The 13,045-nt window shown below is 59.3% G+C and carries 12 protein-coding genes; 3 read left to right on the forward strand and 9 right to left on the reverse strand.

Annotation, left to right across the window (positions count from 1 at the left end; genetic code table 11):
* Positions 1-189: 189 nt before the first annotated feature.
* The 8 genes from AC1D1M_RS24330 to AC1D1M_RS24365 all read right to left on the reverse strand — a co-directional run bounded on the left by AC1D1M_RS24330 (position 190) and on the right by AC1D1M_RS24365 (position 8,508).
* The gene (locus AC1D1M_RS24330; protein WP_150812619.1) at positions 190-615 is read right to left on the reverse strand and encodes a GNAT family N-acetyltransferase; all 426 of its coding nucleotides are present in this window, start codon (positions 613-615) and stop codon (positions 190-192) included.
* Positions 608-1,777, reverse strand: a complete 1,170-nt coding sequence (locus AC1D1M_RS24335; RefSeq protein WP_477777570.1) for a ribosomal protein uL16 3-hydroxylase — start codon at positions 1,775-1,777, stop codon at positions 608-610. The genes AC1D1M_RS24330 and AC1D1M_RS24335 overlap by 8 nt, the downstream gene beginning before the upstream one ends.
* Before the next feature lie 86 nt (positions 1,778-1,863).
* Entirely contained in the window at positions 1,864-3,234 is a 1,371-nt protein-coding gene (purB, locus tag AC1D1M_RS24340) for an adenylosuccinate lyase (RefSeq protein ID WP_477777571.1), read from the reverse strand.
* 124 nt (positions 3,235-3,358) lie between these two features.
* Positions 3,359-3,982: a high frequency lysogenization protein HflD gene (gene hflD / locus AC1D1M_RS24345; RefSeq protein ID WP_008053455.1), complete on the reverse strand. Its 624-nt coding sequence runs from the start codon at positions 3,980-3,982 to the stop codon at positions 3,359-3,361.
* On the reverse strand, positions 3,979-5,112 hold the full coding sequence (gene mnmA / locus AC1D1M_RS24350; protein ID WP_007972086.1) for a tRNA 2-thiouridine(34) synthase MnmA: 1,134 nt from the start codon (positions 5,110-5,112) through the stop codon (positions 3,979-3,981). The genes hflD and mnmA overlap by 4 nt, the downstream gene beginning before the upstream one ends.
* Before the next feature lie 59 nt (positions 5,113-5,171).
* Entirely contained in the window at positions 5,172-5,618 is a 447-nt protein-coding gene (locus AC1D1M_RS24355; protein WP_477777572.1) for an NUDIX hydrolase, read from the reverse strand.
* Between the two features lie 169 nt (positions 5,619-5,787).
* A complete protein-coding gene (locus AC1D1M_RS24360; RefSeq protein ID WP_477777573.1) occupies positions 5,788-8,013 on the reverse strand; it encodes an NADP-dependent isocitrate dehydrogenase in 2,226 nt (741 codons plus the stop codon).
* Positions 8,014-8,340: 327 nt separating this feature from the next.
* Positions 8,341-8,508, reverse strand: a complete 168-nt coding sequence (locus AC1D1M_RS24365; RefSeq protein WP_477777574.1) for a hypothetical protein — start codon at positions 8,506-8,508, stop codon at positions 8,341-8,343.
* Here AC1D1M_RS24365 and icd point away from each other — a divergent pair.
* On the forward strand, positions 8,507-9,763 hold the full coding sequence (icd, locus tag AC1D1M_RS24370) for an NADP-dependent isocitrate dehydrogenase (RefSeq protein ID WP_007972065.1): 1,257 nt from the start codon (positions 8,507-8,509) through the stop codon (positions 9,761-9,763). The genes AC1D1M_RS24365 and icd overlap by 2 nt on opposite strands.
* An 80-nt stretch (positions 9,764-9,843) precedes the next feature.
* On the opposite strand, the gene cspD is transcribed toward icd, so the two are convergent.
* Positions 9,844-10,110, reverse strand: coding sequence for a cold shock domain-containing protein CspD (cspD, locus tag AC1D1M_RS24375; protein WP_477777575.1), 267 nt, complete (start codon positions 10,108-10,110; stop codon positions 9,844-9,846).
* Between the two features lie 224 nt (positions 10,111-10,334).
* On the opposite strand from cspD, the gene clpS reads away from it, so the two are divergent.
* Both clpS and clpA read left to right on the forward strand, forming a co-directional pair.
* Positions 10,335-10,697, forward strand: coding sequence for an ATP-dependent Clp protease adapter ClpS (clpS, locus tag AC1D1M_RS24380; protein ID WP_032829596.1), 363 nt, complete (start codon positions 10,335-10,337; stop codon positions 10,695-10,697).
* 30 nt (positions 10,698-10,727) lie between these two features.
* The gene (gene clpA / locus AC1D1M_RS24385) at positions 10,728-12,998 is read left to right on the forward strand and encodes an ATP-dependent Clp protease ATP-binding subunit ClpA (protein ID WP_056723817.1); all 2,271 of its coding nucleotides are present in this window, start codon (positions 10,728-10,730) and stop codon (positions 12,996-12,998) included.
* Positions 12,999-13,045 lie beyond the last annotated feature (47 nt).

Consider the following 13,045-nt stretch of genomic DNA (forward strand, 5'->3'; position numbering starts at 1 on the left):
TGGGGCAAGTTGAATGGTAGACAGCAAAACGCCCCGGTATCCGAAGATAGCGGGGCGTTTTGTGGTGTTCTTCAGGCCGCCATCGCGAGCAAGCTCGCTCCCACAGGGATCGATGGTGTTGCCAGAGTCTTCAGCAACTCACAAATCTGATGTGGGAGCGAGCCTGCTCGCGAAGGCCGCGCCTCGGCCTCAAGCCGAGTGCCGCACCATGTCCACATGCGGAATCCCGGCTTCCAGGAACTCCTCACTGACCATGTGAAAGCCCAGCCGCTCATAGAACGCCGTGGCTTGCACTTGAGCACTGAGCATCTGCTGCTTCAGTCCGCGCTCTTCGGCTTCGCCGATCACTGCCTGCATCAGCGCGTCGCCGACTTTCAGGCCGCGCCAGTCCTTGAGTACCGACACCCGGCCGACGTGACCGTCAGGCAACAGGCGGGCGGTGCCAATCGGAAAGTCGCCTTCGAGGGCGAGGAAATGCACGGCAGTTACATCATCGGCATCCCATTCCAGCTCGGGCGGAACGGATTGCTCGGCGACGAACACCGTCTCACGAATGCGCCGGATCTCGGCGTTGTCCTTCTGCCAGTCTGCGACACGTACGTGAATCTTATTCATCGGCAAACCCCAGGCTTCCTTGCTTGACCAGTTCGCACAGCAGGCCGCGACCGTCTTCGTCGCTCAGCCAGTCGCCAAGGTTGTCGGCGTGCAGGGAGTCGGCAGCGCAGATCATCTTCAGCAGTTCGCGCAGTTTGCCCGGCAGGTAGCGGCTCTGGCCGCTGGCGAACAGCAGCAGGTCGTCATCGACTTCAGACCACGCCAGGCGTGCGCTCGGGTTGCGAATCAGGATCGCGCCTTGCTCCAGGGCGGACATGAAGTCCTCTTCTTCGACCTCTTCCGGGCCCACCACCAGTTCCGGGTAGCGTGGCTCGGTCATGAACTGGCCGAACCAGGTCAGCAGCAGGCGCTCGTCGCCCATGTGCTCGGCCAGCAGGCCTTTCAGGCGGTCGAGTGCGTCGCGCTGGATCTGGTGAGGATCGGCAGTCGGCAAGGCGTCGGCGTCGGTGTAGCGTTCTTCGTCCGACAGGAACTGGCTGAGGAAGTCGGTGAAGTGGGTCAGCACTTCAGCGGCGCTCGGTGCGCGGAAGCCGACCGAGTAGGTCATGCATTCATCAACGGCAACGCCGCAATGGGCCAGGCGCGGTGGCAGGTAGAGCATGTCGCCCGGTTCCAGCACCCATTCATCGGTGGCTTCGAATTCGGAGAGGATGCGCAGGTCGGCGTGGGCCAGCATCGGGCTCTCGGTGTTGCACATCTGGCCGATCTTCCAGTTGCGCTTGCCGTGGCCTTGCAGCAGGAACACGTCGTAGTTGTCGAAGTGCGGACCAACGCTGCCACCTGGCGCGGCGTAGCTGATCATCACGTCGTCGATGCGCCAGCTCGGCAGAAAGCGGAAATTTTCCAGCAGTTCGCTGACTTCCGGGACGAACTGATCCACAGCTTGAACCAGCAGGGTCCAGTCAGTTTCAGGCAGCTTGCTGAATTCATCTTCGGCGAACGGGCCGCGACGCAGTTCCCACGGACGCTCGCCATTCTCGATGATCAGGCGCGATTCGACTTCTTCTTCCAGCGCCAGGCCGGCCAGTTCGTCGGCGTCGATCGGGCTTTCGAAATCAGGAATCGCCTGACGGATCAACAGCGGCTTTTTCTGCCAGTAGTCGCGCAGGAATTCCCGTGCCGTGATGCCGCCCAGAAGTTGAAGAGGAATATCAGGATTCATGTGTAACCTATTGAAAAAATGCACTTTTCAGACGGGAATAAAAACGCCCGGCGCGGCCGGGCGTCTTAAAAGGGTCTAGCGGTCGATCAGATGCGCTTGGCTTGTTCTACAGCGTTGCCGATGTAGTTGGCCGGGGTGAGCAATTTCAGCTCGGCCTTGGCGGCGGCTGGCATGTCCAGGCCATCGATGAAAGTCTGCAGCGCTTCTGGGCTGATGCCCTTGCCGCGGGTCAGTTCTTTCAGCTTTTCGTACGGGTTTTCGATGTTGTAGCGACGCATCACGGTCTGGATCGGCTCGGCCAATACTTCCCAGCAGGCGTCCAGGTCAGCGGCAATCTTCTGCTCGTTGAGCTCAAGCTTGCTGATGCCCTTGAGGCTGGCTTCGTACGCGATCACGCTGTGGGCGAAGCCGACACCGAGGTTGCGCAGTACGGTGGAGTCGGTCAGGTCGCGCTGCCAGCGGGAGATCGGCAGCTTGCTCGCCAGGTGCTGGAACAGTGCGTTGGCGATACCCAGGTTGCCTTCGGAGTTTTCGAAGTCGATCGGGTTGACCTTGTGCGGCATGGTCGACGAACCGATTTCGCCAGCGATGGTGCGCTGTTTGAAATAACCCAGGGAGATATAGCCCCAGATGTCGCGGTCGAAGTCGATCAGGATGGTGTTGAAGCGGGCGATCGCGTCGAACAGCTCGGCAATGTAGTCGTGCGGTTCTATCTGCGTGGTGTACGGGTTGAAGCCCAGGCCCAGTTCGTCTTCGATGAAGGCGCGGGCGTTGGCTTCCCAGTCGATCTCGGGGTAGGCCGACAGGTGGGCATTGTAGTTGCCGACAGCGCCGTTGATCTTGCCCAGCAGCGGAACGGCAGCGACTTGAGCGATTTGACGCTCCAGACGGTAAACCACGTTCGCCAGCTCTTTGCCCAGGGTGGTCGGCGAGGCCGGTTGACCGTGGGTGCGCGACAGCATCGGTACGTCGGCGAAGCGGATGGCCAGTTCGCGGATGGCGTTGGCGGTCTGGCGCATCAGCGGCAGCATTACGTCATCACGGCCTTCGCGCAGCATCAGGGCGTGGGACAGGTTGTTGATGTCCTCGCTGGTGCAGGCAAAGTGGATGAACTCGCTGACCTTGGCCAGTTCCGGCAGTTTGGCCGCTTGCTCTTTGAGCAGGTATTCGATGGCCTTGACGTCGTGGTTGGTGGTGCGCTCGATCTCTTTGACGCGCTCGGCGTGCTCCAGAGAGAAGTTTTCCGCCAGGGTGTTGAGCACAGTGTTGGCTTCGGCGGAGAACGCCGGCACTTCACTGATGGCAGGGTGAGCGGCCAGGCGCTGGAGCCAGCGCACTTCAACCAGAACGCGGGCACGGATCAGGCCGTACTCGCTGAAAATTGGGCGCAGGGCCTGGGTTTTGCCGGCGTAGCGGCCGTCAACAGGGGAAACCGCAGTGAGCGAAGAGAGCTGCATGGGGTGTTCTCGGACAGTCGGGCAACGAAATGGGGCGCGTATCATACATGAAAAAATCCGCCGGTCCGTCGCCAACTGACCGGCGTATTACGCGTATTGCTAAGTTCGGTGCTGTCGATGCGGGTTATTCGTTACGCATCAAGGGGTAAAGCTCTTTGAGCAATTTGCGGCGGCTGATCACCAACTGCCAGCGATGACCGCCCAATTGCCGCCACAGGCGTGCCGAACGGATGCCGGCCAGCAGCAGGGCGCGAATTTTCGAGGCGTTGCTCGGTTGTTGCAGGTTGCGCATGTCACCGTGCACCTGGATGCGTTGGCGCAGGGTGCTCAGGGTGTCCTGATACAGCGCGCCGCAGGCGGCGACCACGTTTTCGTGGGCCGGGCCGAAGTGTTCGACCTGGGACTGAATCTGCGGCAGGCGCTTGCCGATCACGTCGAGCATGTCATTGCGCTTGGCCAGCTGACGCTCAAGGCCGAGCATGGCCAGGGCATAACGTAGTGGCTCGCGCTGCAGGGCGCTTGGATCGCGTTCGAGGGCGCCGATCAGCGCGCGGTAGCCTTCACGCAGGTTGATGTCGTCGCCGCCGTAAACCTCCAAAGTGTCCTTGGGGTCGCGGATCAGCAGGCTGCCGAGCATGCAGGTCAGGCCGGCTTCGTTGGTCTGGCCGGTCTTGGCGATCCTGTCCACCAGCACCGCGGCGAGAAACACGCCGCCCAGTGCCGTCAGTTGCTCCTGAATCGGGTTCATAGGGCTTGGCCCTTGCTCGTCCACGGCTCGGCTACTTCAATCACGCCGCCGCCGAGGCAGATTTCACCGTCGTAGAACACCACGGACTGGCCCGGAGTGACCGCGCGTTGCGGGTCATCGAAGGTTGCGCGATAACCGGTGGCGGTTTTTTCCAGGGTGCAGGGCTGGTCGCTCTGGCGATAACGAACCTTGGCGGTCAGCTTGCGTGGCTGGCTCAGATCGATTGGGTTGACCCAGTAAATGTCCGAAGCGAGCAGGGCGCGGGAGAACAGCCACGGGTGATCATTGCCCTGGCCAACGATCAGTTCGTTGTGTTCCAGGTCCTTGATCAGCACGTACCACGGCTCATCGCTGGCATCTTTCAGACCGCCAATACCCAGGCCCTGGCGCTGGCCGATGGTGTGATACATCAGGCCGTGGTGACGGCCGATGATTTCACCTTCGGTGGTCTTGATCTCGCCCGGTTGCGCCGGCAGGTACTGCTTGAGGAAGTCGCTGAAGCGGCGCTCGCCGATAAAGCAGATCCCGGTGGAATCCTTTTTCTTCGCGGTCGCCAGCTCGTATTTCTCGGCGATGGCGCGCACTTGCGGTTTTTCCAGCTCGCCGACCGGGAACAGGGTCTTGGCGATCTGTTCGCCGCCGACGGCGTGCAGGAAGTAGCTCTGGTCCTTGTTCGGGTCCAGGCCCTTGAGCAGTTCGGTGCGGCCATCGATGTCGCGGCGACGCACGTAGTGACCGGTGGCAATCAGGTCGGCACCAAGCATCATGGCGTAGTCGAGGAACGCCTTGAACTTGATTTCGCGGTTGCACAGGATGTCCGGGTTCGGCGTGCGTCCGGCCTTGTATTCGGCCAGGAAATGCTCGAACACGTTGTCCCAGTACTCGGCGGCGAAGTTGGCGGTGTGCAACTTGATGCCAATCTTGTCGCACACGGCCTGGGCGTCCGCCAGGTCATCCATGGCGGTGCAGTATTCCGTTCCATCGTCCTCTTCCCAGTTCTTCATGAACAGGCCTTCCACCTCATAACCCTGCTCGATCAGCAGGAGGGCGGAAACGGAAGAGTCCACGCCGCCGGACATGCCGACAATGACGCGCTTCTTTTGTGTGTCAGAAGGGGCTGGATCACGCATAGGGATTCAATGAGTGTCTTGAAAAAGGACGCGATTCTAACAGGCTCAGGCCCGCAAGGCTAAAGAGAAGGACGGATCAATTCGAGGCCGAAGTGAATGCCTGCCAGATAGTCGTCGATGCAGCGGATGATCAGCTCACTGCGCCAGTTGTCGCGCTGCTCGATTAATTCCTCGCGGGTCAACCACTTGGCGCCGACGATGCCGTCGTCCAGTTGGTAATCCGGGTGGTGTTTCAGTGGTTTGGCAATGAAACAGACCCGCTGGTAGGTCACGCCGTTGCTCGGGGCGGTGTAGAGATAAATGCCCAGTACGCCGGTCGGTTCGACATCCCAGCCGGTTTCCTCAAGGGTTTCGCGCACGGCGGCTTCGGTCAGGGTTTCGTTCGGGTCCAGATGGCCGGCGGGCTGGTTGAGCACGTTACGACCGGCCTTGTGTTCTTCGACCATCAGGAAGCGACCGTCGTCTTCGACGATGGTGGCGACGGTGATGTGGGGGTTCCAGTCCATGGGTTTTCCTCGGTAAGGTCTTCGGTGTATTCGGAATTGCCAAGATCGCAGCCTTCGGCAGCTCCTACAAGGATCGGTGTAGGAGCTGCCGAAGGCTGCGATCTTTTGATCTTCGCCAGAAACACAAACCCCGGCACAGGGCCGGGGTTTGTGGTGTTCCCTTACAACCTTAAACCAGCGCAGCGACAGCCGCGTTGAAGGTTGCGCTTGGGCGCATGGCTTTGCTGATCAGCTCGGCGTCGGCGTGGTAGTAACCGCCGATGTCCACTGGCTTGCCCTGAACGGCGTTGAGTTCGGCAACGATGGTCGCCTCGTTCTCGGTCAGGGTTTTGGCCAGGGTCGCGAACTGCGCTTGCAGTGCAGCGTCTTCGGTCTGGGCAGCCAGGGCTTGAGCCCAGTACAGCGCCAGGTAGAAGTGGCTGCCGCGGTTGTCGATGTTGCCGACTTTGCGCGATGGCGACTTGTTGTTGTCCAGGAACTGGCCGGTGGCCTGGTCCAGGGTCTTGGCCAGAACCAGCGCCTTGGGGTTGTTGTAGGTCACGCCCAGGTGTTCCAGGGACGCGGCCAGGGCCAGGAATTCACCCAGCGAATCCCAGCGCAGGAAGTTTTCTTCCAGCAGCTGCTGAACGTGCTTCGGAGCCGAACCGCCAGCGCCGGTTTCGAACAGGCCACCGCCGTTCATCAGCGGCACGATCGACAGCATCTTGGCGCTGGTGCCCAGTTCCATGATCGGGAACAGGTCGGTCAGGTAGTCGCGCAGTACGTTGCCGGTCACCGAGATGGTGTCGAGGCCAGAGCGGGTGCGCTGCAGGGTGTACTTCATCGCGTCGACCGGCGCCATGATCTGGATGTCCAGACCGGCAGTGTCGTGATCCTTCAGGTAAGCCTGAACTTTCTCGATCACTACGCCGTCGTGGGCGCGCATCGGGTCCAGCCAGAAGATCGCCGGGGTCGCGCTTGCGCGAGCACGGTTGACGGCCAGTTTGACCCAGTCCTGGATCGGCGCGTCTTTGGTCTGGCACATGCGGAAGATGTCGCCGGCTTCAACAGCCTGTTCCATCAGCAGGGTGCCTTTGCTGTCGGTCACTCGAACCACGCCGTCAGCCTTGATCTGGAAGGTCTTGTCGTGGGAGCCGTACTCTTCGGCTTTCTTCGCCATCAGGCCAACGTTCGGCACGCTGCCCATGGTGGTCGGATCGAACGCACCGTTGGCTTTGCAATCTTCGATCACAGCCTGGTAGATGGTGGCGTAGCAGCGATCCGGGATCACGGCCTTGGTGTCGTGCAGCTGGCCGTCGGTGCCCCACATCTTGCCGGAGTCACGGATCATCGCCGGCATCGAGGCGTCGACGATGACGTCGCTCGGCACGTGCAGGTTGGTGATGCCTTTGTCGGAGTTGACCATCGCCAGGGAAGGGCGAGCGGCGTAGACCGCCTGGATGTCAGCTTCGATCTGCGCTTGCTGCTCGACAGGCAATGCCTTGATGCGAGCGTACAGGTCGCCGATGCCGTTGTTCAGGTTGAAGCCGATCTGTGCCAGCACGTCAGCGTGCTTGGCCAGTGCGTCTTTATAGAACTCGGCAACGATCTGGCCGAACATGATCGGGTCGGAAACCTTCATCATGGTGGCTTTCAAGTGAACCGACAGCAGCACGCCTTGTGCCTTGGCGTCTTCGATTTCGGCCGCGATGAAGCTGCGCAGGGCGTTTTTGCTCAATACCGCGCAATCGAGGATCTCACCGGCTTGTACGCTGGTCTTTTCTTTCAGGACGGTGGCGGTGCCGTCTTGAGCGATCAGTTCGATTTTCACGGCGTCAGCGGCGTCGATCAGGGCGGCTTTTTCGCTGCCGTAGAAATCGCCGGTGTTCATGTGCGCGATGTGGGACTTGGAGTCCTTGGCCCACGCGCCCATTTTGTGCGGGTGCTTGCGTGCGTAGTTCTTGACCGACAGTGGAGCGCGGCGGTCGGAGTTGCCTTCACGCAGAACCGGGTTCACGGCGCTGCCCTTGATCTTGTCGTAACGCGCCTTGGCTTCTTTGTCGGCGTCGCAGGTCACGGTTTCCGGGTAGTCCGGCAGGTTGTAGCCCTGGGCTTGCAGCTCTTTGATCGCGGCTTGCAGTTGTGGAACCGAAGCGCTGATGTTCGGCAGCTTGATGATGTTGGCTTCAGGCGTAACGGCCAGGGCGCCCAGTTCGGCGAGGTGGTCGGCTACGGCTTTGTCACCCAGTTGCTCGGGGAAGCTGGCCAGGATGCGCCCTGCAAGAGAGATATCGCGGGTTTCAACGGCGATATCAGCCGAGGCGGTGAACGCCTCTACGATAGGCAACAGTGAATAGGTGGCGAGGGCAGGAGCTTCGTCGGTGAAGGTATAGATGATCTTCGAGCGGGTGGGCATATTCGGATTAACTCTCTCTTCTTTGCTAAAGCGTGCGCAGAAACTCGAGGGCGCCGGGTAAGCGCGTTCGTTCAAAGTCATCCATGAGCCGAATATCGAGGTTTCGTTGCTGTGATGTTGGGTGCATCAGTAGGGTGTCAAGCAACCGGGCTGCGGTAACAGACCGATCTATCGGGCGTAAACACTCGTCGTAGAGCTGCTCAGCCAGTCGTGACCCTTTAGTCAGCGGCGGCATTATACATAGGTAGCTGGCAATCTGCCGATGGTTCATACGCAACGAATGTCGTCCATTGGTCTAAAGGTCGCAGGGGCCAACACGGCGTAAGGTCATTCGTCGTGCTTGAGTTTGGCGCTTTTCCCTTTGCTTTCAGGCTTGTAGCTCGCGAGTTGTGAGGCTTTGCGGCAGATGGGCGGAACATAGGGTTTGCGCGCCGATTCAACTGGGTTACGCTCGAACCAAGCCAGATGTTCAATCCAATCAATGGAGTTCAGCATGGGTTACAAGAAGATTCAGGTTCCAGCCGTCGGCGACAAAATCACCGTCAATGCAGACCATTCTCTCAATGTTCCTAATAACCCGATCATCCCCTTCATCGAAGGCGACGGCATTGGTGTCGACATCAGCCCGGTCATGATCAAGGTTGTCGATGCTGCTGTTAAGAAGGCTTACGGTGGCGAGCGCAAGATTTCCTGGATGGAAGTGTACGCCGGGGAGAAAGCGACTCAGGTTTACGATCAGGACACCTGGCTGCCTCAGGAAACCCTGGACGCGGTCAAGGATTACGTGGTTTCCATCAAGGGCCCGCTGACCACCCCGGTCGGTGGCGGCATCCGTTCCCTGAACGTGGCCCTGCGTCAGCAACTCGACCTCTACGTCTGCCTGCGCCCGGTGCGCTGGTTCGAAGGCGTGCCCAGCCCGGTCAAGAAGCCAGGCGATGTCGACATGACCATCTTCCGCGAGAACTCCGAAGACATCTACGCGGGCATCGAGTGGAAGGCCGGTACGCCGGAAGCCACCAAGGTCATCAAGTTCCTGAAAGAAGAAATGGGCGTTACCAAGATCCGTTTCGACGAGAACTGCGGCATCGGCGTCAAGCCGGTTTCCCTGCAGGGCACCAAGCGTCTGGCACGCAAGGCCCTGCAATATGTGGTCGACAACGATCGCGATTCGCTGACCATCGTGCACAAAGGCAACATCATGAAGTTCACCGAAGGTGCCTTCAAGGAATGGGCCTACGAAGTGGCGGCTGAAGAGTTCGGCGCGACCCTGCTCGACGGCGGTCCGTGGATGCAGTTCAAGAACCCGAAAACCGGCAAGAACGTCATCGTCAAGGATGCCATCGCCGACGCCATGCTCCAGCAGATCCTGCTGCGCCCGGCCGAGTACGATGTGATCGCAACCCTGAACCTGAACGGCGACTACCTCTCCGACGCTCTGGCAGCGGAAGTGGGCGGTATCGGTATTGCGCCGGGTGCCAACCTGTCCGACACCGTGGCCATGTTCGAAGCCACCCACGGTACGGCACCGAAGTACGCCGGCAAGGACCAGGTCAACCCGGGTTCGCTGATCCTCTCCGCTGAAATGATGCTGCGCCACATGGGCTGGACCGAAGCAGCCGACCTGATCATCAAGGGCACCAACGGCGCGATTTCCGCCAAGACCGTGACCTATGACTTCGAACGTCTGATGGAGGGTGCGAAGCTGGTTTCGTCTTCCGGCTTCGGCGATGCGCTGATCTCGCACATGTAAGAAAACGCAGGCACACAAAAACCGCCTGATTCAGTACGTTGAATCAGGCGGTTTTTTTATGACTGGATGACGTTGCGGTGTTAAACCGTAACGGTCTGTTCAGTGGTGGGTGTGGTGGCCTTCGAAGCATCCGCCGGGTTGCCGATGTTGACCGCGTGCAGGCCTTTGGGGCCCTGGATGATATCGAATACGACGGCTTGCCCGGCTTTCAGGGTTTTATAACCATCCATTTTAATGGCTGAGTAGTGTGCAAACAGATCTTCTGTCTTGCCATCCTCAATGATGAAACCGTAACCCTTGGCGTTGTTGAACCATTTGACCTTGCCGCTGACCTTGCCGCCTGACATACCCAACTCCCTCTGCAACAGACTCCATCACTGGAGTATCATCCAGTACATCCGCAGTCGAATCTGTAAATAAGATTGACTCCGCGGACCTTTTTTACCCACTGTGGGCTCTATTGGTTGTAACACCGTTTTGCCGATAGTCAAGCTGACCCGGCAGTCGGAGTTGAAATCGCTGATAGCCGCCCCCACCACTGAATTTGAACAACTGACGAACCTTTCTTTCCATGCATGCAATCAGCCAGATTCGACTAACATTCAATCAGGATCGCCCTGATTTACACGACGACGATTCCACAGGCATTGCTGTTCAGGAGGCAAAGCCTGCACTTCAGGCGCCGCCGATGTACAAGGTGGTTTTGTTCAATGATGACTACACACCGATGGATTTCGTCGTCGAAGTGCTCGAGGTGTTTTTTAACCTGAATCGCGAGCTGGCGACCAAGGTCATGCTGGCCGTCCATACAGAAGGGCGGGCAGTATGTGGAGTGTTTACCCGCGACATCGCCGAGACCAAGGCCATGCAGGTCAACCAGTACGCCAGGGAAAGCCAGCATCCGCTACTCTGTGAAATCGAGAAGGACGGTTAATCGCCGACCACTTGGGTATGAGGTGAAGCTATGTTAAACCGCGAGCTCGAAGTCACCCTCAATCTTGCCTTCAAGGAGGCCCGTTCGAAGCGTCATGAGTTCATGACCGTCGAACACCTCTTGCTGGCCCTATTGGACAATGAGGCTGCCGCCACCGTTTTGCGTGCCTGCGGCGCAAACCTCGACAAACTCAAGCATGACCTGCAGGAGTTCATTGACTCCACCACGCCATTGATCCCCGTGCATGACGAGGATCGCGAAACCCAGCCAACCCTGGGCTTCCAGCGTGTACTGCAACGTGCTGTGTTTCACGTACAGAGCTCGGGCAAACGCGAAGTGACTGGCGCCAACGTGCTGGTCGCGATCTTCAGTGAGCAAGAGAGTCAGGCGGTGTTCCTGCTGAAACAGCAGAGCGTTGCCCGTATAGATGTCGTCAACTACATCGCCCATGGCATCTCCAAGGTGCCGGGGCATGGCGATCACTCTGAAGGTGAGCAAGATATGCAAGACGACGAGGGCGGTGAGTCTTCTTCCTCGGGCAATCCCCTGGATGCTTATGCCAGTAACCTCAATGAACTGGCGCGCCAGGGTCGTATCGATCCGTTGGTGGGGCGTGAGCTGGAAGTCGAGCGTGTCGCGCAGATCCTCGCGCGTCGGCGCAAAAACAATCCGCTGCTGGTGGGCGAGGCGGGCGTGGGTAAAACCGCGATTGCCGAAGGCCTGGCCAAGCGCATTGTCGACAACCAGGTGCCAGACCTGCTGGCCAACAGCGTGGTTTATTCCCTCGACCTGGGTGCCTTGCTGGCTGGTACCAAGTACCGTGGCGATTTCGAGAAGCGCTTCAAGGCGCTGCTCAATGAGCTGAAAAAACGCCCGCAGGCGATCCTGTTCATCGACGAGATCCACACCATCATTGGTGCGGGTGCCGCGTCCGGTGGCGTCATGGATGCCTCGAACCTGCTCAAGCCACTGCTGTCGTCCGGTGATATCCGCTGCATCGGTTCCACAACGTTCCAGGAATTCCGCGGGATCTTCGAGAAGGACCGTGCTTTGGCCCGGCGTTTCCAGAAGGTCGATGTGTCGGAACCTTCGGTGGAAGACACCATTGGCATTCTGCGCGGCCTGAAGGGGCGTTTCGAAAGCCATCACAATATCGAATACAGTGATGAAGCCCTGCGCGCGGCTGCCGAACTGGCCTCGCGTTACATCAATGACCGTCATATGCCGGACAAGGCCATCGACGTCATCGACGAGGCGGGTGCCTACCAGCGCCTGCAACCGGTCGAGAAGCGTGTGAAGCGCATCGAAGTGCCGCAAGTCGAGGATATCGTCGCGAAAATCGCGCGGATTCCGCCAAAACACGTCACCAGCTCCGACAAGGAACTGTTGCGTAACCTCGAGCGTGACCTGAAGTTGACCGTGTTCGGTCAGGATGCCGCGATCGACTCGCTGGCTACTGCGATCAAGCTGTCCCGTGCCGGCCTCAAGTCCCCTGACAAGCCTGTCGGTTCGTTCCTGTTCGCCGGGCCTACCGGTGTCGGTAAAACCGAAGCGGCGCGTCAGTTGGCCAAGGCCTTGGGTGTCGAGCTGATTCGTTTCGACATGTCCGAGTACATGGAGCGCCACACCGTATCGCGTCTGATCGGTGCGCCTCCGGGTTATGTCGGATTCGATCAGGGCGGTCTGCTAACCGAAGCCATCACCAAGCAGCCACACTGCGTGCTGTTGCTCGATGAGATCGAGAAGGCGCATCCGGAAGTCTTCAACCTGCTGCTGCAGGTCATGGACCACGGTACGCTGACCGATAACAACGGGCGCAAGGCGGATTTCCGTAACGTGATCGTCATCATGACGACCAACGCCGGTGCCGAGACCGCAGCCCGTGCTTCGATCGGTTTCACCTATCAGGATCACTCGTCCGATGCGATGGAAGTGATCAAGAAGAGCTTCACGCCGGAGTTCCGCAACCGTCTGGACACCATCATCCAGTTTGGTCGCCTCAGTCATGAGGTCATCAAGAGCGTGGTGGACAAGTTCCTTACCGAGCTTCAGGCGCAGCTGGAAGACAAGCGTGTGTTGCTGGAGGTCACCGATGCAGCTCGTAACTGGCTGGCCGAAGGTGGCTACGACGCGGCAATGGGTGCTCGCCCAATGGCTCGCCTGATCCAGGACAAGATCAAGCGTCCGCTGGCGGAGGAGATTCTCTTTGGCGAACTGGCCGAGCATGGCGGTGTAGTGCACATCGACATCAAGGACGGCGAGCTGACCTTCGAGTTCGAGACCACGGCCGAGATGGCTTGACGTTAAACCGCAATAAAGCAAAAAGGCGCCAATTGGCGCCTTTTTGC

The sequence above is a fragment of the Pseudomonas sp. P1_F7 genome, from assembly GCF_056405655.1.

Bases quoted from the DNA above. Each gene is read 5' to 3' on its own strand.
- AC1D1M_RS24330 (WP_150812619.1), bottom strand. From the start codon at position 615: ATGAATAAGATTCACGTACGTGTCGCAGACTGGCAGAAGGACAACGCC.
- AC1D1M_RS24335 (WP_477777570.1), bottom strand. From the start codon at position 1,777: ATGAATCCTGATATTCCTCTTCAACTTCTGGGCGGCATCACGGCACGG.
- purB (WP_477777571.1), bottom strand. From the start codon at position 3,234: ATGCAGCTCTCTTCGCTCACTGCGGTTTCCCCTGTTGACGGCCGCTAC.
- hflD (WP_008053455.1), bottom strand. From the start codon at position 3,982: ATGAACCCGATTCAGGAGCAACTGACGGCACTGGGCGGCGTGTTTCTC.
- mnmA (WP_007972086.1), bottom strand. From the start codon at position 5,112: ATGCGTGATCCAGCCCCTTCTGACACACAAAAGAAGCGCGTCATTGTC.
- AC1D1M_RS24355 (WP_477777572.1), bottom strand. From the start codon at position 5,618: ATGGACTGGAACCCCCACATCACCGTCGCCACCATCGTCGAAGACGAC.
- AC1D1M_RS24360 (WP_477777573.1), bottom strand. From the start codon at position 8,013: ATGCCCACCCGCTCGAAGATCATCTATACCTTCACCGACGAAGCTCCT.
- icd (WP_007972065.1), top strand. From the start codon at position 8,507: ATGGGTTACAAGAAGATTCAGGTTCCAGCCGTCGGCGACAAAATCACC.
- AC1D1M_RS24365 (WP_477777574.1), bottom strand. From the start codon at position 8,508: ATGCTGAACTCCATTGATTGGATTGAACATCTGGCTTGGTTCGAGCGT.
- cspD (WP_477777575.1), bottom strand. From the start codon at position 10,110: ATGTCAGGCGGCAAGGTCAGCGGCAAGGTCAAATGGTTCAACAACGCC.
- clpS (WP_032829596.1), top strand. From the start codon at position 10,335: ATGCATGCAATCAGCCAGATTCGACTAACATTCAATCAGGATCGCCCT.
- clpA (WP_056723817.1), top strand. From the start codon at position 10,728: ATGTTAAACCGCGAGCTCGAAGTCACCCTCAATCTTGCCTTCAAGGAG.